Source organism: Duganella sp. AC237, assembly GCF_979254035.1.
Genome location: NZ_CEEDEW010000003.1, coordinates 5,480,711 through 5,499,493, shown reverse-complemented (window position 1 = coordinate 5,499,493; position 18,783 = coordinate 5,480,711). Strand labels below are relative to the sequence as shown.

The window sequence follows — 18,783 nt, the reverse complement described above, 5'->3', positions numbered from 1 at the left end:
GATACCCGCGCGGGATTGATCCCGTCGCGGTCGCGTCGTTGCGGGCGGCCTAGACTGGCCGCATGGATGATGATTTCGACACGCCCTGGAAGGAAGTGGTCACGCACCACTTTCCCGACTTCATGGCCTTCTATTTTCCGCAGGCGCACGCCGCGATCGACTGGTCGCGGCCGCACGAATTCCTCGATCAGGAATTCGCCGCGCTGAGCCGCGGTGCCGAGCTCGGCAAGCGAATACTCGACAAGCTGGTGCGGGTCAGTCTGCACGACGGGCGCGAGCAATGGGTGCTGGTGCATCTGGAAGTGCAGGGGCGGCATGACAAGGATTTCGCCGAGCGTATATTCGTCTACAACTATCGCGTCTACGACCGTTATCGACAGCCCGTGGCCAGCCTGGCGTTGCTCACCGATGCCAGCAAATGCTGGCGGCCCTGCGCCTTTTCCTACGAGCTGCTCGGTTGCGAGATGCGCATCGATTTCCCCGTCGTCAAACTGCAAGACTATGCCGACCGCGTGGAGGAATTGCTGATGATGGACAACCCGTTCGCGCTGGTCACTGTAGCGCATTTGCTTACGCAGAAAACCAAGGGTAACGCGCACCGGCGACGCATCGCCAAGTGGCGCTTGACCAAACAACTGTATCAGCGAAACTGGGATCGCCAGCGTATCATTAACCTGTATCGCGTGATCGACTGGATCATGTCGTTGCCGAAGGAACTGGATGCCCGACTGCATGAGGGCATCGTGCAATGGGAAAGGAGGAATGCCATGACTTATCTGTCTTCGATAGAACGTATGGGTATGGAACGCGGCATGAAAAAAGGGGAGGAGCTGGGGTGGCGGAAAGGGCTGGAGGAAGGGCGGCAAGCGGGGTGGAAAGAAGGACGACAAAAAGGGCGGCAAGAAGGGCGGCAAGAAGGGCGTCGCGAGGCGTTGCTAGAAATGTTGACGATTTTGCTAACCGAGCGCTTCGGTAAGCTCGATGCGATGAGCAGTGCTATTCTCACAGTGGCCGATGTCGACCAGCTCACGGCGTGGAGCAAAAACGTCCTTGGCGCCCGCAGCTTGTCCGAGGTGTTTGCTGATAAATAGGCAATCCCCGCCCCCGAGGTGAAATGCGGCCCATTTCCGCCCTTGTTCAGCGGATCGTTTCCTAAGTGCATCGTCAATAATGACACTGTCCGAGTAGAAAAGCGTCTCGTCCGGAAGGCGCGCTACTCAAGCTACAGGAGTCGATGATGGCCACACCTACCTCGCAAGCACGCGCCGCCCAGTCTCTGGGGAGCCAGCCATGAACGTCAAAAAATTCAGCGCGCCGACGTCGCGCGAGGCGCTGCGCAAAGTGCGCGAATCGCTCGGCCCGGATGCCGTGATCCTGTCGAACCGCCAGTCCGACGGCGGCGTCGAAATCCTCGCGCTGGCCAACGACGACGCCGCGTCGCTGTCGTCGCCGGCGCCGCATTCGCCGATGGCCGAGCCCGTGCCATCGCTGGACCTGGGCCTGGGCCTTGGATTGCCGACGGGCCGCGTCGAACAGCGCATGGAACCGCGCTTCGACAACCGCGCCGCCGAGATGCCGGCCGAGCCGGTGCGCCGCGTGGTCGCCTCGCCATCGTCGTACGCCAGCAAGACCGCCGCCGCAACGCACGCCGCCGCGCCGTCGGCGCCGGCCCAGCCCCGCGCGCCGTCGCTCGACGTCGACCAGATCACCGCGATGGTGGCATCGGCCGTCGCCAGCGCCAAGCAGAACGCCGCCGCCGAGATGCAAGTGATGATGGGCGAGATCCGCGCCATGCGCGGCATGATGGAAACCCAGCTGGCCGAAATCGCCTGGGGCAGCACGCAAGCGCGCGAACCGCAAAAGGCGGCCGTGCTGCGCGAAATGCTGGCCGCCGGTTTCTCGGCCAGCCTGGCGCGCTACCTGATCGAAAAACTGCCGGCCGACCGCGACGCCGCCGACAGCATGCGCTGGATCAAAACCGTCCTGACCCGCAACCTGTCGGCCATGGCCAACGAGGACGCGCTGATCGACCAGGGCGGCGTGTTCGCGCTGGTCGGCCCCACCGGCGTGGGCAAGACCACCAGCACCGCCAAACTGGCCGCGCGCTGCGTGATGCGCCACGGCCCGGACAAGCTGGCCCTGATCACCACCGACGCCTATCGTATCGGCGCCCATGAACAGCTGCGCATCTACGGCAAGATCCTTGGCGTGATGGTGCATTCCGTGAAGGACGAAGCCGACCTGCGCATCGCCCTCAAGGAACTGCGCAACAAGCACACGGTGTTGATCGACACCGTCGGCGTGAGCCAGCGCGACCAGATGGTGACCGAGCAGGTCTCGATGCTGCAAGGCGCCGGCTCGGACGTCAAGCGCCTGCTGTGCCTTAACGCCACCGCCACCCAGGAGACGCTCAACGAAGTGGTGCGCGCCTACCAGGGCAGCGGCCTGGCCGGCTGCATCATGACCAAACTCGATGAGGCGGCGGCGATCGGCAACGTGCTCGATGTCGTCATCCGCCAGAAGCTCAACCTGTTCTACGTCTCGAACGGCCAGCGCGTGCCGGAAGACCTGCACCTGGCCGATCCAGCCTACCTGATCGACCGCGCCTTCAAATTGAAACGCGACGCCGTCAACACCCAATACCTGGATGCCGAGCTGCCGATGCTGATGTCGAACGCCACCAACGACCAGTCGATGCGCGAGGTGCACCTTGGCTAATTTCGATTTCGACCAGGCGGAGGGACTGCGCCGCATGCTGGCGGGGCCCAAGCCCCGCATCGTCACCTTCCTGTCGGCCACGCCGCAGGACGACAAGGGCGCCATGCTGGTCAACCTGGGCGCCTCGCTGGCGCGCGCCGGCAACGATGTGTTGATCATGGACGCCTGCGCCAGCGCGCACGGCGTGGCCACGCGCCTCGGCGTCGACGGCGGCGCCAGTTTGCTCAATGTGGCGCGCCAGGAGTGCGCGATCAACCAGGTGGTCCACCAGGTGCCGCAGGGTTTCGCTGTGGCGTCGATGACACGCGGCGCCCTGCGCAGCGGTCCGGATGAAACGCGCCGCCTGGCCAAGGCTTTCGATGTGCTGGTCAAGCAGACCGGTATCGTCATCGTCGACGGTGAATTCGACGGCGAGGCTTTCCCGGTGCCGGTCATGGCCAGTTCCGAGATCGTGGTGCAGGTGTCGAACAGCGCCACCTCGATCAAGGCCGCCTACAGCATGATCAAGCGCCTGAACCAGGAACTGGGCCGCCGCCCGTTCGGAATTCTGGTCACCGGGGCTTCCGAATCGGAAGCAAAAGTGGTATACGATAATATGGCGCAAGCGGCAAGCCGCTACCTGGCCGTGAACCTGGTCTCCATGGGATCGGTGCCGGCCGATGAATACCTGCAGCGCGCCGCGCGCCTCGGTCGCGCGGTGGTCGATGCATTTCCGCTGGCCGGCGCCTCGGTCGCGTTCCGCCAACTGGCGGGGCGCTTCGCGCTGGCCGGTTCGCCTTCGGTCGCACGTTCACTGTGAGCGGAGGGGGGCGGAAGGAAGCGGCATGGCGAAGATCTTGGCGCATAGCTAACTATCAATGAACTATCAATAAGAATATAAACATCAGGCTATGTACACGGTCAAAGGGAAAGCGGACAAGAATTCTTTGCTGACGGAGCATATGCCGTTGGTCAAGCGCCTTGCCCATCACATGAAGGCGAAACTGCCGCCCAGCGTCGAAGTCGACGATCTGGTGCAAGCCGGGATGATCGGCCTGCTCGACGCCATCAGCCGCTATGAGGAAACCCATGGCGCCCAGTTCGAGACCTATGCCGTGCTGCGCATCCGTGGCGCCATGCTCGACGAGCTGCGCAACAGCGACTGGCTGCCGCGCTCCATGCGCCAGAACATGCGCAAGATCGAAACGGCGATGAGCACCCTGCAGCAGCGCCTGGGCCATCCGCCGACCGAGTCGGAGGTGGCCAAGATGCTCAAGCTGTCGCTGGCCGACTACCAGGAGATGCTGTCCGACGGCGGCGGCCACCAGCTGGTGTATTACGAGGATTTCCACGACGACGACGGCAACGACAGCTTCCTCGACCGCTATTGCTCGGACGAGGAGAGCGACCCGCTGCGATCGCTGCTCGACGGCGACTTCCGCCAAGCGGTGATCGACGCCATCGACGCGCTGCCGCCGCGCGAAAAAATGCTGATGGGGCTGTACTATGAAGAGGAGCTCAACTTGAAAGAAATCGGCGCCGTGATGGGCGTATCGGAATCGCGCGTATCGCAATTGCATACGCAGGCCGTCGCGCGCCTGCGCGCCTCGCTCAGGGAGAAGTCGTGGACTGGGCCAGTGTAATCGGGGTGCTGCTGGCGCTGGCCGGCATCGTCGTCGGCCAGACGCTCGAAGGCGGCAAGGTCTCGTCGCTGCTGCAGCCGGCCGCCTTCGCCATCGTCGTCATCGGCACCTTCGGCGCGGTGCTGCTGCAGACCAAATTCCGCACCTTCGTGCGCGGCGTGAAGATGCTGCGGCTGGTGTTCGCGCCGCCCAAGGACACGCGCGCCGCGCTGGCGCGCGACATCAACGCCTGGAACCTGGCCGCGCGCCGCGACGGCCTGCTGTCGCTGGAGCGCTACATGCTCGCCTCCAAGGACAAGTTCAACACCAAGGGCCTGCGCCTGATCGTCGACGGCATCAATCCCGACAAGCTGCGCCACCTGCTCGACACCGAGATCACCGCCTACGAAACCGAGGAGCGCCAGGCGGTGCGGATCTGGGAATCGGCCGCCGGCTACTCGCCGACGATCGGCATCCTGGGAGCGGTCCTGGGCCTGATCCACGTGATGGAAAACCTGACCGATCCGAGCAAGCTAGGCGCCGGCATCGCGGTCGCCTTTGTGTCGACGATTTATGGCGTCGGGCTGGCCAACCTGTTCTTCTACCCGGTCGCCAACAAGCTCAAAGCGATCGTCACGCAGGCCGTGCACCAGCAGGAGATCGCCGCCGCCGTGTTTTACGACATCGCCACCGGCGACCACTCGCGCGTCATCGACGAGCGCATCGCCACCTTGCTGCGGGAGCACTGACATGCAGTACCAGTACCGGCGCGCGCGCAGGAAGTTCGACGAGGAAGTGGAGAACCACGAGCGCTGGCTGATTTCCTACTCCGACTTCATCACACTGCTGTTCGCGTTTTTCGTCGTGATGTACGCCATCTCCTCGGTCAACATCGGCAAGTACAAGGTGTTTTCCGACGCCTTGGGCGACGCTTTCGGCGGCGCCGGTTCGGCCGAACCGATCAACACCCAGGTGCAAAACCTGCCCATCCCCAATCCGGGCCTGAAGCGCCGCACCGAAATGCTGCGCAAGGAAAAAGAGCAGATGACCAAGCTGGCGCAGGACCTGTTGTCCACCCTGGCGCCGCTGGTCAAGGAGGGCAAGGTGCGGGTGACGCAGAACAGCCGCGGCGTCAGCGTCGAGATCAACGCCAGCGTGCTGTTCGATCCGGCCGATTCGCGGTTGACGCCCGATTCGGTCGAAGCGTTGCGCGCGGTCGCCGCGCTGCTCAAGGACGACAGCCACAACGTGCAGGTCGAGGGCCACACCGACAATCTGCCGATCAGCACTTCGCTGTATCCATCGAATTGGGAACTGTCGGCGGTGCGCGCCAGCAGCGTGGTGCGCCTGTTCATCGACTCGGGCGTGGCGCCGACGCGGCTCACGGCGGTCGGCTTCAGTTCCAACGTGCCGGTGGCGCCCAACGACAACCCGATCGGCCGCGCGCGCAACCGCCGCGTGGCGGTCACCATCCTGTCGGGCATCCCCGACACGGTCACCGAACTGCCAACGACGCCGGCGCCAGCGCCGACAGCGCCGGCCGCGACCCAAAGCCCGGCCCAATAATCAAAAACACGCTAGACCACGTAGGGCGGATTAGCGAAGCGTAATCCGCCATGCACGCGCCGACGCAACGCACGCAGCGCCAATCAAGGCGCCCGCAAGAAAAATACGACGAAGGAAATGCTCAGCCGGCCAAAAAGCCCCGGCTACGCGGAATCGTGCTCGACATCCCGCTGGCGCTGTAGAAGTTATTCGCGCCGGACGACAGCGGCTGCAATGCCTGCAACGCGCCCTGGGTATGGCCCATCTGCTTATTGATCAGCATGCCGTTGATGCGGTTCAATTCCTTGGCCTCGCGCGTATGCTCGAGCAGCAGTTTCCACGACTGGGCGATGTGGTCGTCGGCGCTGGCGGCGATCCACGCCTCCATGCCCGATTCCTGGGCCGGAAAGCCGGCCTTGCCCAATGCCCGGTGGCGCTGGGCCGACAACAAGGTCATCTGCGCGATGAGCGCGGTTTTTTTCGCCGTGACGGCCGGCAGGCCGTCGATTTCCGCCGTCACCAGCAATTGCTGCTCCTGTTTGAGCAGCTCCAGCAGCGTAGCCATGATCTGCTCTTCTTCGCGCAGATTGTTGAGCGGGGTGACGGTTGACATGACGATCCTAACGTTTTCTTGAGTGCAGCAGATCCTTGACTGTATCCAGCAAGCCATCCGCTACTTTTTCCGAGTTGACCTGGAACTGGCCATCGGCGATGGCCAGCTTGATGCGCTCGACTTTTTTGGTGTCGAACACGCCGCTGCTGCCGCCGGCCGCGCTGGCCGCCATGGCCTGGCCCTGCGGCGACAGACGCACACTTTCCGAGTTGGTGGCGGTCGGCGCCGGCGCAGCCTTGTCCGCGCCGCGCGAGGCGGGCGCGGAAGGCGCGTTCGACGCCGGCAAGCCGGTCGTGTTCTTTAATGTATCGTTGATTTTCACAGCATCATCCTTCTCTGGGTGGGGCCTAAAGCCCCGGGCTCTGAGTATGTAACGGCGCCGGCTGGGAAAACTTTAGCCCCGTCATCAGAACCCGGCGTTCGATCAAAACGCCACCTCCACCAGTCCGCCTGCCTTGGCGATCCCGGTGATTTGTTGCCCACCGGAAGTTTTTACCTGTACCACCTGGCCGTCGCCCGCCGTGCCCATGGCGCGCGCCTCGGCCGAGACACTGAAACCGGAACCGCTCGACACCAGCCGCACCAGTTGTCCGGATTGCACCACCGGCTTGGTGCGCAGGGTGTCGACCCGCATCGGCGTGCCCGGCGGCAGGGAGCTATTGCTGCTGCGGCCGACCACCTGGCTGATGTCGGTGGCTATCCCCGCCGGCAACATTGTCAAATCGCCCTTGAGCATCACCAACTGACCCGCCTCGATGGCCTGGCCCTGGGCCAGCGGCGCGGCGCTGGCGACGTACTCGCCGATCACCGTCACGCTGGCCTGAATATATACCGTCCAGGCCGACGGTGTCGCACAGCGCACGCCGACGGTGGTCTTGCCCCAGGCGCGCGCGCCGGGCATGAAGAAGGCTTGCGGGTCGGGGCAGGGTGCCAGGCTCATGCGTGGATCGATGGCGCCGACGGCGACCGTCACCTGGCCGGGCAGGCCGCCGGTCTGCACCTGCAGAAACTCTTCCACGGTGCGCTTGAGCGCGGCGCGGTCGTGATAGGCGGCCTGGCGCGGCTGTGGCTGTGCAGGCTGCGTTTGCGCGCTCGATGGCGTCGCCGACAACAGGGCGATGGCGCCCGCTGCGGCGAGCTGGATGGCGGTGTGGGTCAGGCGTGATGTCATGGCGTAGGTTTCCCCTTCAATGTTGCCATCATAGTCTGGCGGGCCCGACTTGAAACCTTGAATAGCGCGGAAAAGCGGGTGCTTCTCTGTCGATGGTTCACTGGAGCAACTCCGTATGATGAATCCTGTCATAACAAGTTCGTCCACTGTTTGGGCGGTATCCGGAGGTTGTCATGCTTGGTAAACTCGACGATTACATGCGCTTTAACGAAGCCGCGCTGAGCCTGCGCTCGCAGCGGCAGACGGTGTTGGCGTCCAACATCGCCAACGCCGATACGCCCAATTACAAGGCCCGCGACGTCGACTTCGGCAGCGCGCTCAAGGCCGCGCTCGACAAGGCCAGCCCGAGCGCGAACGCCGCGCTCAAGACCACGGCCGCCAAGCATTTCCCCAACCCCCAGCAAACCGGTGGAACACTGGGCGACGGCACGCCGCTGTTGTACCGCGGCGTGGTGCAGGGCGCGGTCGACGGCAACACGGTCGACATGGACGTCGAGCGCAACCAGTTCGCCGACAACGCCATCCGCTACGAGGCCGGCGTCACCATGATCAACGCCCAGATCAAAGGGATGATGGCGGCGATCCAGTCAGGGAACTAATCATGTCACTCTTTAAAATCTTCGATGTTTCCGGTTCGGCCATGAGCGCCCAGGCGCAGCGCCTCAACGTGGTCGCCTCCAACCTGGCCAACGCCGACAGCGCCACCAGCGCCAGCGGCGAGGCCTACCGCGCCCGCCAGGTGGTGTTCGAGGCCACGCCCACGGCCAATGGCGATTCGACCGGCGTGCGCGTGCGCAAGGTGGTCGAGGACCAGTCGCCGATGAAGCAAATGTACGACCCCAAGCATCCGATGGCCGACGACAAGGGCTACGTGACCATGCCCAACGTCAACGTGGTCGACGAGATGGTCAATATGCTGTCGGCGTCGCGTTCGTACCAGACCAACGTCGAGACGATGAACGCGGCCAAGTCGCTGCTGGCGAAAACGCTGACCATCGGTCAGAACTAATATCAAGAGAGTCCAACCATGGCCACCACCAGCGGCATCATCGACACGCCCAAGGCGTCGACGTACAACACCACCAGCAGCGCCACCAGCAACAGCGCGACGACGAGCAACGACATCGGCGCCGACCAGGACAAGTTCATGAAGCTGCTCATCACGCAGCTGAAGAACCAGGACCCGCTCAACCCGATGGACAACGCCGCCATGACCAGCCAGCTGGCCCAGCTGTCGACGGTGACCGGCATCAACAAGGTCAACGCCACGCTGGAATCGCTGCGCACCGACCAGGCCAGCGCGCAGTCGATGAACGCGGTCAGCCTGATCGGCAAGGGCGTGCTGGTGGCGGGCAAGGGCATCGAGCTGAGCACGAGCACCGACGCGGCCGGCGTCAAGACCAGCAGCAGCGTGTTCGGCGTCGACCTGGCCTCGCCGGCCGAAACCGTCGACATCAGCATCATGGACAAGACCGGCAAGGTGGTGCGCAACATGTCGATGAAAAACGCCGACGTCGGCACTTACCCGATCACCTGGGACGGCACCATGGACGACAAGACGGCGGCGCCGGCTGGCAGCTACACCTTCAGCGTCAAGGCCGTCAGCACCGGCAAGACGCTCACCGATGCCACCCAATTGCAGCTGGCGGCGGTCGCCAGCGTGTCGACCGGCGCCGGCGGCGTCAAATTGAATACCTCGCTCGGCCATTTCACGATGGCTGAAATCAAGGAAGTTTTGTAAGTCTCACACCATAGGGGAATACCATGTTCCAACAAGGACTGAGCGGCCTGAACGCCGCATCCAAATCGCTGGACGTCATCGGCAACAACATCGCCAATGCCAGCACGGTCGGGTTCAAGGGTTCGCAAGCCCAGTTTGCGGACCTGTACGCCAACTCGCTGAACGGCGTCTCCGGCAACAATCCGGGTATCGGTGTGACGACCTCTAAGATCGCCCAGCAATTCACCCAGGGTAATATCGAAACCAGCAACAACCCGCTGGACGTGTCGATCAACGGCGGCGGCTTCTTCCGCCTGGTGGTCAACGGCGCAGTGCAATACTCGCGCAACGGCCAGTTCCACGAAGATAACAGCCACACCTTGGTCAACGCCCAGGGCGCGCAGCTGACCGGCTACCTGTCGAACACGGCAGGCGTGATCCAGCTCGGCGCCCCGGTGCCGCTGACCCTGGACAAGTCCGACCTGACGCCGGTGCAGACCACCAAGGCCAATTTCCAGATGAACCTGAGCTCGGCCGAGAAAGTGCCGAAGACGAACCCGTTCAACGCGAACGACCCGAACTCGTATAACAAGCAGACCGTGCTCAACGTCTACGACAGCCTGGGCACCTCGCATATCATGACCACGTATTACGTCAAGACCGACGCCAATACCTGGGACGTGTACGCCTCGGCCGACAACAAGGAAGTGGTGTCCGCCGGCGTGGTCGCGTCGATCAACAACGAAGACAGCGTGGTCGCGGCGCGTAGCGCCTACAACGAGGCGGTGAAGGCCACGCCGCCGGACCCGGCGGTCATCAGCCAGGCAGCCTTCGTCTACGCGCAAGCCGCCCACGACGTGATGGCCGCGTCCGCGGTTACGCCGCCGGCCAACGCATCGCCGGAACAATTGCTGGCCTTGGACAACGCGCTTGCCGCGCTCGACCCGACCAACAGCAGCACGATTGTCGACATGACGCCGGACGAGATCGCCGCCAAGCTGGCCGCCGCCGTCACCGTCCCAGCCGTCAAGGCCGGTACGCTGGTGTTCGACCGCAACGGCGCGCTCAGCCCGGGCGCCATGGCCGCGTTGCCGACGCCGCAAACCCTGCCGTTCTCGATCAGCCTGCCGATCTTCCCGGATACCGGCGCGCAGCAGCCGATGACCGTGTTGACCACCTTCGACAAGACCACCCAGTACGGCAGCGTGACCAACGACTTGGGCTCGACCCAGGACGGCTACTCGGCCGGCTCGTGGCAGCGCTACGCGATCGACGAGAACGGCGTGATCCTCGGCCAGTACAGCAACGGCAAATCGCGCGCGATGGGCCAGATCGCCATGGCCAACTTCGCCAGCGTCGACGGCCTGACCCCGCTGGGCAACAACACCTGGGCGGAAAGCTCGAACTCGGGTCCTCCGCAAGTGGGCGTGCCCAACGCCGGCTCGATGGGTTCGCTGCGCGCCAGCTCGGTGGAAGCCTCTAACGTCGACCTGACGGCCGAACTGGTCAACATGATCACCGCGCAGCGCGTCTACCAGGCCAACGCGCAGACGATCAAGACCCAGGACGGCATCATGCAGACCCTGGTCAATCTGCGGTAAGAATGAAGGAGTAAGCCATGGACCGTCTGATCTACACCGCGATGACCGGGGCGCGGCACGTGCTGGAGCAACAAGCCACCACGTCCAACAACCTGGCCAACGTCAACACCACCGGCTTTCGCGCGCAGCTCGACAGCTTCCGCGCCGTGCCGGTGGTGTCGGAGGGCTTGCAAACGCGCGCCTTCGTGGTCGATTCGACGGTCGGCGCCGACATGCGCGCCGGGCCGATCCAGACCACCGGCCGGCCGCTCGACATCGCCATCCGCGACCAAGGCTGGATCGCCGTGCAGTCGCCGGATGGCTCCGAGGCCTACACCCGCAACGGCAGCCTCAAAGTCAGCGAAAACGGCCTGCTGCAAACGGCCAGCGGCCAGACCTTGATCGGCGACGGCGGCCCGATCGCCATTCCGCCGGACGTGACGGTGATGATCGCCGGCGACGGCACCGTCAGCACCGTCTCGACCGACTACCAGCCGGGCCCGTCCAACACCCTGGGCCGCATCAAGCTGGTCAATCCGGACCCCAAGGGCCTGGTGCGCGGCAACGACGGCCTGTTCCGCCAGAAGGATGGCACGCCGGCGCAGAACGATCCGCTGGTGCGCGTGGTCGACGGCGCGGTCGAGGGCAGCAACGTCAATCCGGTCGATTCCATGGTCAATATGATCAGTCTGGCAAGGCAGTTCGAGATGCAAATGAGCCTGTTGAAGAACGCCGAGAATAACGCCGCAAAAGCCACCCAGATCCTCGCTTTGGGTTGATCACCTCTCCCGCATAATGGTGGTGTGGGATGAGTAGCTGTCGCTTCTGGCCGCTCCCATCCATGCTACGGGAGAAGGAAAATGATACGTTCACTTTGGATCGCCAAGACGGGCATGGAAGCGCAGCAGACCGCGCTCGACGTCACATCCAACAATCTGGCCAACGTCAGCACCAACGGGTTTAAAAAGTCGCGCGCCGTCTTTGAAGACCTGCTGTACCAGAACATCCGCCAGCCCGGCGGCCAATCGTCGCAACAAACCAATCTTCCGTCCGGCATGCAGCTCGGTACCGGTGTGCGTCCCGTCGCGATCGAGCGCGTCCACACCCAGGGCAATCCGCAGTCGACCGGCAATGACAAGGACCTGATGGTCAACGGCAACGGCTTCTTCAACGTGCTGCTGCCCGACGGCACCACCGCCTACACCCGCGACGGCTCCTTCCAGCGCGACAACAACGGCCAGATGGTCACCTCCAGCGGCTTCGTGCTGCAGCCGGCCATCACCATCCCGATCACCGCGCAAAGCATCACCGTCGGCCGCGACGGCACCGTCTCGGTGACGTTGCCGGGCCAGATCGCGCCGCAGCAGATCGGCAGCATCCAGTTGTCGACCTTTATCAATCCGACCGGGCTGGAATCGAAGGGCGAGAACCTGTACGTCGAGACCGGCGCGTCGGGCAATCCGCAGACCAACACCCCGGGCACCAACGGCACCGGCGTGATCCTGCAGGGCTTTGTCGAAACGTCCAACGTCAACGTGGTCGAGGAGATGGTCAACATGATCCAGAACCAGCGCGCCTACGAAATCAATTCCAAGGCCATCACCACGTCCGACCAGATGCTCGCCAAGCTGGCGCAGCTGTAAGGGGAGCATCATGAAACACGCCATCGCCATCATCTTCTCCGCCGCCGCCCTGAGCGGCTGCATGACGACGCCGACGTCGATCGTCAACACGCCGATGTCGGCCCGTCCGCTCAACGCCGAGCAGCTGGCCGCCAAGCCCAACAATGGCGCCATCTACCAGGGTTCGGCCTTTCGGCCGATCTTCGAGGACCGCCGCGCGCGCCAGGTCGGCGACGTGCTGACCCTGGTCATCACCGAACGCACCACCGCCAACAAGGCCGGCACCAGCTCGGGCAACAAATCGGGCAATGTCAGCGTGGCGCTGCCCAAGCCGCTGCAGTCGACCTTCGGCAACCCGCTGGCGGTAACCAACGAAAGCAAGTATTCCGACGGCGACAACCAGACCGCCAGCAACGCCTTCACCGGCACCATGGGCGTGACGGTGGTCGAGGTGCTCTCCAACGGCAACCTGATCGTGGCCGGCGAGAAGCAGGTGGCGATGAACAAGGGCGTCGAATTCATCCGCTTCTCCGGCATGATCAATCCCGACAATATCGCCACCGGCAACACCGTGGCCTCGACCGCCGTGGCCGACGCCAAGGTCGAATACCGCACCAGCAGCCAGGTCGACCGCGCGGAAATGGCCTCGATGGCCTCGCGCTTCTTCCAAAGCCTGCTGCCGTTCTGAGGCCGATGATGAAAACTCCCGTACCGATCCAGGTCCCGCGCCGCCTCGCCAAAGTGTGCAAGCTGGTGGCGATCGTCCTCGCGTTCACCTTGCTCGCCTCGCTGGTGCAGAACGCCAACGCCGAGCGCCTGCGCGACCTGGCCAGCATCGCCGGCGTGCGCCAGAATCAGCTGATCGGCTACGGCATCGTCGTCGGCCTCGACGGCAGCGGCGACCAGACCACGCAGACACCGTTCACGGTGCAAAGCGTGGTGTCGATGCTGCAGCAACTGGGCGTGAACCTGCCGCAGGGCACCCAATTGCAATTGAAGAACGTCGCCGCCGTCATGGTCACCGCCTCGCTGCCGCCGTTCGCGCAGCCGGGCCAGACGCTCGACATCACCGTGTCGTCGATGGGCAACGCCAAGAGCCTGCGCGGCGGCACCTTGCTGATGACGCCGCTCAAGGGCGCCGACGGCCAGGTCTACGGCATGGCGCAGGGTAACGTGCTGGTCGGCGGCGTCGGCGTCGCCGCCGGGGGCGCCGGCGGCAGCTCGCTGACGGTCAACCATCTTAGCGTGGGCAAGATTTCGGCCGGCGCGACAGTCGAGCGCGCCGTCGCCTCCAACCTGGGCGAGGGCAACCAGATCAAGCTGGAACTGAACACCGCCGACTTCGCCACCGCCAGCCGCGTGGTCGAAGCCATCAACGACAAATACGGCGCCGGCATCGCCTACGCGCTCGACAGCCGCGTGATCCGCGTGCAGTCGCCCAGCAGCAGCGACCAGCGCGTGACGTTCATCGGCACCCTGCAGGACATGCAAGTCAATCCGGCCGAGCAGCCCGCCAAGGTCATCATGAACGCGCGCACCGGCTCGGTGGTGATGAACCGCGCCGTGACCCTGGAAACATGCGCCATTTCCCATGGGAATATGTCAGTCTCGGTGACAGCCGATCCGCAGGTGAGCCAGCCCAACGCGCTGGCCGGCGGCCGCACCGTCGTCACGCCCAACCAGACCGTCGATATCAAGAAGGATAGCGGCAAGGTCATGATGGTCAAGGGCGGCGCCTCGCTGGCCGAGGTGGTCAAGGCGCTCAACGCCATCGGCGCCACGCCGCAGGACCTGCTGTCGATCCTGCAGGCCATGAAAGCGGCCGGCTCGTTGCGCGCCGAGCTCGAAATTATTTAAGCGGAGTTCGCCATGACCAGTCCCAAGACCTCCAATGACCTCAGCAATAAGTTCGCCCTCGACATCAAGGACATGGGCGGCCTGCGCCAGTCGGCCAAGGCCGGCGGCGCCGAGTCGCTGAAAACCGCCTCCACCCAGTTCGAGGCGATGTTCGTCAACATGATGATGAAGAGCATGCGCGACGCCTCGCCGCAGGACGGCATGATGAACAGCGAGCAGACCAAGATGTTCACCACCATGCTCGACCAGCAGACCAGCCAGAACATCGCCAAGAAGGGCATCGGCCTGTCCGACGTGCTGATCCGCCAGTTGACCAAGACCGCCGATGCGCAAGCCCAGGCGCTGGCGGCCGGCGGCGCCGCCGACGGCGCCAGCGGCGCCAACGCCGGCAGTTTCAGCGGCGTGGCCAGCCTGATGGACGCCAAGCTGCAGAAAGCCATCGCGGCGGCCGGCGGCGCCGGCGCCGCCAATGTCGTCCCCAAGGCGGGGTCGGTCGACGACAACAGCGCCGTGCCGGCCACAGTGATCGGCAACCGTGGTTCGCAGGCGCCGCACGTGCGCAGCTTCCAGGAAAAACTGTCGTCGCACGCCGAGGAGGCCAGCTTGGCCACCGGCATCCCTGCCAAGTTCATGCTGGGCCAGGCGGCGCTCGAGAGCGGCTGGGGCAAGCGCGAGATCAAGGGCCGCGACGGCACCAACAGCCACAACCTGTTCGGCATCAAGGCCGGCGGCGACTGGAAGGGCAAGACGGTCGACGCCACCACCACCGAATACGTCAACGGCAGGCCGCAGACCCGGGTCGAGAAATTCCGCGCCTACGACAGCTACGCCGACAGCTTCAAGGATTACGCGAAATTGTTGTCGAACAATCCACGCTACGAGAAGGTGCTCGCCAGCGCCGGCGACGCCAGCAGCTTCGCCCAGGGCTTGCAGAAGGCCGGCTACGCCACCGACCCGCAGTATGCGGCCAAATTGACCAGCATCATCAAGCGCTCGCTGGCCGGCTGACCGTTGACGGCTTGGCGCGCTCAAGCGGTTGATTCAAGTTTCCTGGCGCGCCGCCGTTAACAATAACAACATAGAGTAAAACATCATGAGTCTTCTCAGCATCGGCAAAAGCGGTCTGTTGGCAGCGCAGGTGGGGCTGGCGACCACCGGCAACAACATCACCAACGCTGGCGTGCCTGGTTACAGCCGCCAGGTGGCGATCCAGGTCGACACGCCGACGCAGGACAAGGGCTTCGGCTTCGTCGGCACCGGCACCGAGGTGGCGGCCGTGCGCCGCTACTACGACAATTTCCTCGCCACCCAGCTGCGCAATGCCGAGTCGAACCAGGCCTCGCTCGATGTGTACAACAAACAGATCAGCCAGATCGACAACCTGCTGGCCGATCCGACCGCCGGCCTGTCGCCGGCGATGCAGGACTTCTTCAACGGCGTCCAGGACGCCACGTCCAATCCGGCCTCGGCCGCGTCGCGCCAGGCCATGCTGTCGAGCGCCGAGTCGCTGGCGGCGCGTTTCCAGGGCATGAGCGCGCGCCTGACGGAGATCGCCTCGGGCGTCAACGGCCAGATCGTCTCGAACGTCGGCGAGATCAATTCCTACGCCCGCCAGATCGCCGAACTCAACAACACCATCGCGGGGCTGACCACCGACGGCAAGGCGCCCAACGACCTGCTGGACCACCGCGACGCGCTGCTGACCGAACTGAACAAGCTGGTCAAGACCAGCGTCATCCCCGGCGACAACAACTCGCTGACCGTGCAGATGGGCACCGGCCAGCCGCTGGTGGTGGGCAACAAGGCCTTCACCCTGGGCACCTCGACCTCGCCGACCGACGTCTCGCGCGTCACGGTCGGCTACCTGGCCGACAACGGCGGCTTCAGCGCGCTGCCGGACCGGGTGCTGACCGGCGGCCAGCTGGGCGGCCTGCTGGAGTTCCGCAACGGCGCCATGGACCGCGCGCAAAATTCGCTGGGCCAGGTGGCGGCAGCCATCGCCGTCACCTTCAACGCCCAGCACGAGCTGGGCCAGGACCAGAACGGCGCCCTCGGCACCGCCTTCTTCGGCCCGATCAACGCCTATGTCGGCACCAATAACAACAACCTGCCGACCAGCACCGCCGAGGTCAGCGCCGTGGTGAAGGACGCCAGCGCCTTGACCGCGAGCGACTACAGCGTCGACTTCGACGGCACCAACTTCAGCGTCAAGCGCCTGAGCGACGGCCAGGTCACGCAGATCAACCCGTTCCCGCAGACCGAGCCGCAGGTGATCGACGGCGTCGCCTACACCATCACCGGCACGCCGGCCGCCAACGACAATTTCCTGGTGCGCCCGACCTACAACGCGGCCAAGGATTTCGACGTCCTGATCGAGGACCGCACCAAGATCGCGCTGGCCGCGCCGATCTCGACCTCCGCGCCGACCACCAACGCCGGCAACGCCAAGATCACGGCCGGCACCGTCGACGCCAACTATCTGACGCCGGGCAACGCGCTGACAGCGCCGGTGACCTTGACCTTCGACAAGGCCACCGGTTCGTTGTCGGGCTTCCCGGCCGGGCAGGACGTGACGGTAACCGTCAACGGCGTGGCCACGGTGTATCCGGCCGGCACGCCGACCATTCCGTATACGGACGGCGCGGCGATCAGCTTCGGCGGCGTCAGCCTGGCCATCAGCGGCACGCCGGCCGACCTGGATAAATTCACGGTCGGCCCCAACACCAGCGGCGTGGGCGACAGCCGCAACGGCGCCTTGCTGGCGGCGCTGCAGACCAAGAACACGATGGACAACGGCAACGCCAACTTCCAGACCACCTATGCGCAGATGGTCAACTATGTCGGCAACAAGGCGCGCGAGGCGCAGATCGGCGGCGCCGCCGCCGATGCCGCCGTGGCCCAGGCCACCAACGCCCAGCAGAGCGTGTCCGGCGTGAATCTGGATGAGGAGGCGGCGAATCTGTTACGCTACCAGCAGGCCTATCAGGCGTCGGGCAAGGTGATGCAGGTGGCCAGCCAGTTGTTCGATACGCTTTTGAGTTTGGGTAATTGAGCTAGTGAATAATATTAACGAGGTGGCATCATGATCATGCGCATCAGTTCCAAGACCATCTACGACGTCGGCGTCGGGCAAATCAGCTCGCTGCAGGCCGGGCTCGCGCGCACCCAGTCGCAGTTGTCCACCGGGCGCAAGAACCTGACCGCCGCCGACGATCCGATCGCCACCGCGCGCGCGCTGGAAGTGACGCAATCGCAGGGCATCAACACCCAGCTGGTGACCAACCGCGCCAACGCCAAGAGCATGCTGTCGCTGGAAACGGTGGCGCTGCACAGCTCGGGCACGATCATGCAGGACATCAAGACCTTGCTGGTCAACTCCGGCAACGGCAGCATGACGCAAAAAGACCGCGAATCGCTGGCGGTCGAGCTGGAGGGCCGGTTGCAGGATCTGCTGGGCCAGGCCAACAGCTCGGACGGCGTCGGCGGCTTCGTGTTCGCCGGCTACAAATCGACCACCTTGCCATTCACGCAAACGGCCACCGGCGCGGCCTACCAGGGCGACCAGGGGCAGCGCTCGCTGCAGGTGGGCTCGACGCGCACCTTGCCGATCAGCGATTCGGGCGCGTCCGTCTACGAGAACAACGCCACCGGCAACGGCACCTTCGTCACCGGCGCGGCGGCCGGCAACCTGGACCGCGGCGGCAGCGGCATCATCAGCGGCGGTTCGGTCAAGGACGCCACCCAGTTGACGGGCAACCGCTACCAGATCGATTTCCAGGTGGTGCCGGCCTCCCCGGGCGTGCCCAAGGTGACCACCTACACCGTCACCGACCTGACCTTGAACCAGCCGGTGCCGGCCACGCCGGTGCCGGCGGTGCCGCAGCCGTATGTCAGCGGCCAGAACATCACCTTTGACGGCTTGCAATTCGATATCAAGGGCGATCCGGCCGATCTCGACAGCTTTAGCGTCGAGCCCAGCACCAAGCAGTCGGTGTTCACCACCGTCACCGACATCATCGCCGCCTTGCGCGCCCCCGGCGACGGCCCGGCCGGCCAAGCCAGCCTGACCAACAAGCTCAACCAGGCGCACCTGAACGTCGACAACGCCTACGACAATATGCTGTCGATCGAGTCGGCGGTCGGCTCGCGCCTCAAGGAGCTCGATTACCTCGACAGCTCGGGCGACGACCTGAACCTGCAATACGCGACCACCTTGTCCGGCCTGCAGGACGTCGACGTGGTCAAGGCGATCTCGCTGTTCACGCAGCAGCAGACCAACCTGGACGCGGCGCAGAAGTCGTTCAAGACCCTGGCCGGCTTGTCGCTGTTTAACTACATCAGTTAGTCGCGGGTATC

At 64.4% G+C, this 18,783-nt stretch carries 20 protein-coding genes; 17 read left to right on the top strand and 3 right to left on the bottom strand.

Annotated elements, in window-relative coordinates; all coding sequences use genetic code 11:
* The first annotated feature begins 62 nt into the window (after window positions 1–62).
* From AC0IYS_RS24390 to motD, 6 genes are all read left to right on the top strand, one after another.
* Window positions 63–1,091, top strand: a complete 1,029-nt coding sequence (locus tag AC0IYS_RS24390) for an Rpn family recombination-promoting nuclease/putative transposase (RefSeq protein ID WP_471707591.1) — start codon at window positions 63–65, stop codon at window positions 1,089–1,091.
* A gap of 199 nt (window positions 1,092–1,290) precedes the next feature.
* Window positions 1,291–2,718, top strand: coding sequence for a flagellar biosynthesis protein FlhF (gene flhF / locus AC0IYS_RS24385; RefSeq protein WP_471707590.1), 1,428 nt, complete (start codon window positions 1,291–1,293; stop codon window positions 2,716–2,718).
* Window positions 2,711–3,517: a MinD/ParA family ATP-binding protein gene (locus tag AC0IYS_RS24380; RefSeq protein ID WP_471707589.1), complete on the top strand. Its 807-nt coding sequence runs from the start codon at window positions 2,711–2,713 to the stop codon at window positions 3,515–3,517. The genes flhF and AC0IYS_RS24380 overlap by 8 nt, the downstream gene beginning before the upstream one ends.
* Before the next feature lie 91 nt (window positions 3,518–3,608).
* Window positions 3,609–4,340 (top strand): RNA polymerase sigma factor FliA, encoded by a 732-nt coding sequence (locus tag AC0IYS_RS24375; RefSeq protein WP_315218699.1) that lies wholly within the window; start codon window positions 3,609–3,611, stop codon window positions 4,338–4,340.
* Complete coding sequence (locus AC0IYS_RS24370; RefSeq protein ID WP_471707588.1) at window positions 4,322–5,068, top strand: flagellar motor protein; 747 nt, start codon at window positions 4,322–4,324, stop codon at window positions 5,066–5,068. Before AC0IYS_RS24375 ends, AC0IYS_RS24370 begins: the two co-directional genes overlap by 19 nt.
* Window position 5,069: 1 nt before the next feature.
* Window positions 5,070–5,885, top strand: a complete 816-nt coding sequence (gene motD, locus AC0IYS_RS24365; RefSeq protein WP_471707587.1) for a flagellar motor protein MotD — start codon at window positions 5,070–5,072, stop codon at window positions 5,883–5,885.
* Window positions 5,886–6,006: 121 nt separating this feature from the next.
* Here the strand turns inward: motD and AC0IYS_RS24360 are convergent, their stop codons facing one another.
* The 3 genes from AC0IYS_RS24360 to flgA all read right to left on the bottom strand — a co-directional run bounded on the left by AC0IYS_RS24360 (window position 6,007) and on the right by flgA (window position 7,648).
* Entirely contained in the window at window positions 6,007–6,477 is a 471-nt protein-coding gene (locus AC0IYS_RS24360) for a flagella synthesis protein FlgN (protein ID WP_471707586.1), read from the bottom strand.
* A 7-nt stretch (window positions 6,478–6,484) separates the two neighbouring features.
* A complete protein-coding gene (gene flgM / locus AC0IYS_RS24355; protein WP_471707585.1) occupies window positions 6,485–6,799 on the bottom strand; it encodes a flagellar biosynthesis anti-sigma factor FlgM in 315 nt (104 codons plus the stop codon).
* 102 nt (window positions 6,800–6,901) lie between these two features.
* Window positions 6,902–7,648 carry a flagellar basal body P-ring formation chaperone FlgA gene (flgA, locus tag AC0IYS_RS24350; RefSeq protein WP_471707584.1) on the bottom strand — a complete coding sequence of 249 codons (747 nt, stop codon included), beginning with the start codon at window positions 7,646–7,648 and terminating at the stop codon, window positions 6,902–6,904.
* Window positions 7,649–7,821: 173 nt separating this feature from the next.
* Between flgA and flgB the strand changes: the two genes are divergently transcribed.
* The 11 genes from flgB to flgL all read left to right on the top strand — a co-directional run bounded on the left by flgB (window position 7,822) and on the right by flgL (window position 18,772).
* Window positions 7,822–8,247: a flagellar basal body rod protein FlgB gene (gene flgB, locus AC0IYS_RS24345; protein ID WP_471707583.1), complete on the top strand. Its 426-nt coding sequence runs from the start codon at window positions 7,822–7,824 to the stop codon at window positions 8,245–8,247.
* A 2-nt stretch (window positions 8,248–8,249) separates the two neighbouring features.
* Entirely contained in the window at window positions 8,250–8,657 is a 408-nt protein-coding gene (gene flgC, locus AC0IYS_RS24340; RefSeq protein WP_090322445.1) for a flagellar basal body rod protein FlgC, read from the top strand.
* An 18-nt stretch (window positions 8,658–8,675) separates the two neighbouring features.
* Window positions 8,676–9,389: a flagellar hook assembly protein FlgD gene (locus tag AC0IYS_RS24335; RefSeq protein WP_471707582.1), complete on the top strand. Its 714-nt coding sequence runs from the start codon at window positions 8,676–8,678 to the stop codon at window positions 9,387–9,389.
* Window positions 9,390–9,412: 23 nt separating this feature from the next.
* Window positions 9,413–10,969 (top strand): flagellar hook protein FlgE, encoded by a 1,557-nt coding sequence (locus AC0IYS_RS24330; RefSeq protein WP_471707581.1) that lies wholly within the window; start codon window positions 9,413–9,415, stop codon window positions 10,967–10,969.
* A gap of 17 nt (window positions 10,970–10,986) precedes the next feature.
* On the top strand, window positions 10,987–11,727 hold the full coding sequence (gene flgF / locus AC0IYS_RS24325; RefSeq protein ID WP_315218680.1) for a flagellar basal-body rod protein FlgF: 741 nt from the start codon (window positions 10,987–10,989) through the stop codon (window positions 11,725–11,727).
* An 81-nt stretch (window positions 11,728–11,808) separates the two neighbouring features.
* The gene (gene flgG, locus AC0IYS_RS24320) at window positions 11,809–12,591 is read left to right on the top strand and encodes a flagellar basal-body rod protein FlgG (protein WP_315218678.1); all 783 of its coding nucleotides are present in this window, start codon (window positions 11,809–11,811) and stop codon (window positions 12,589–12,591) included.
* 10 nt (window positions 12,592–12,601) lie between these two features.
* Window positions 12,602–13,258 (top strand): flagellar basal body L-ring protein FlgH, encoded by a 657-nt coding sequence (locus AC0IYS_RS24315; protein WP_471707580.1) that lies wholly within the window; start codon window positions 12,602–12,604, stop codon window positions 13,256–13,258.
* An 8-nt stretch (window positions 13,259–13,266) separates the two neighbouring features.
* Window positions 13,267–14,427 carry a flagellar basal body P-ring protein FlgI gene (locus AC0IYS_RS24310; RefSeq protein WP_471707579.1) on the top strand — a complete coding sequence of 387 codons (1,161 nt, stop codon included), beginning with the start codon at window positions 13,267–13,269 and terminating at the stop codon, window positions 14,425–14,427.
* A 12-nt stretch (window positions 14,428–14,439) separates the two neighbouring features.
* A complete protein-coding gene (flgJ, locus tag AC0IYS_RS24305; protein ID WP_471707578.1) occupies window positions 14,440–15,435 on the top strand; it encodes a flagellar assembly peptidoglycan hydrolase FlgJ in 996 nt (331 codons plus the stop codon).
* An 85-nt stretch (window positions 15,436–15,520) separates the two neighbouring features.
* On the top strand, window positions 15,521–17,479 hold the full coding sequence (gene flgK, locus AC0IYS_RS24300; protein ID WP_471707577.1) for a flagellar hook-associated protein FlgK: 1,959 nt from the start codon (window positions 15,521–15,523) through the stop codon (window positions 17,477–17,479).
* Between the two features lie 30 nt (window positions 17,480–17,509).
* The gene (gene flgL / locus AC0IYS_RS24295) at window positions 17,510–18,772 is read left to right on the top strand and encodes a flagellar hook-associated protein FlgL (protein WP_471707576.1); all 1,263 of its coding nucleotides are present in this window, start codon (window positions 17,510–17,512) and stop codon (window positions 18,770–18,772) included.
* Window positions 18,773–18,783: the final 11 nt, after the last annotated feature.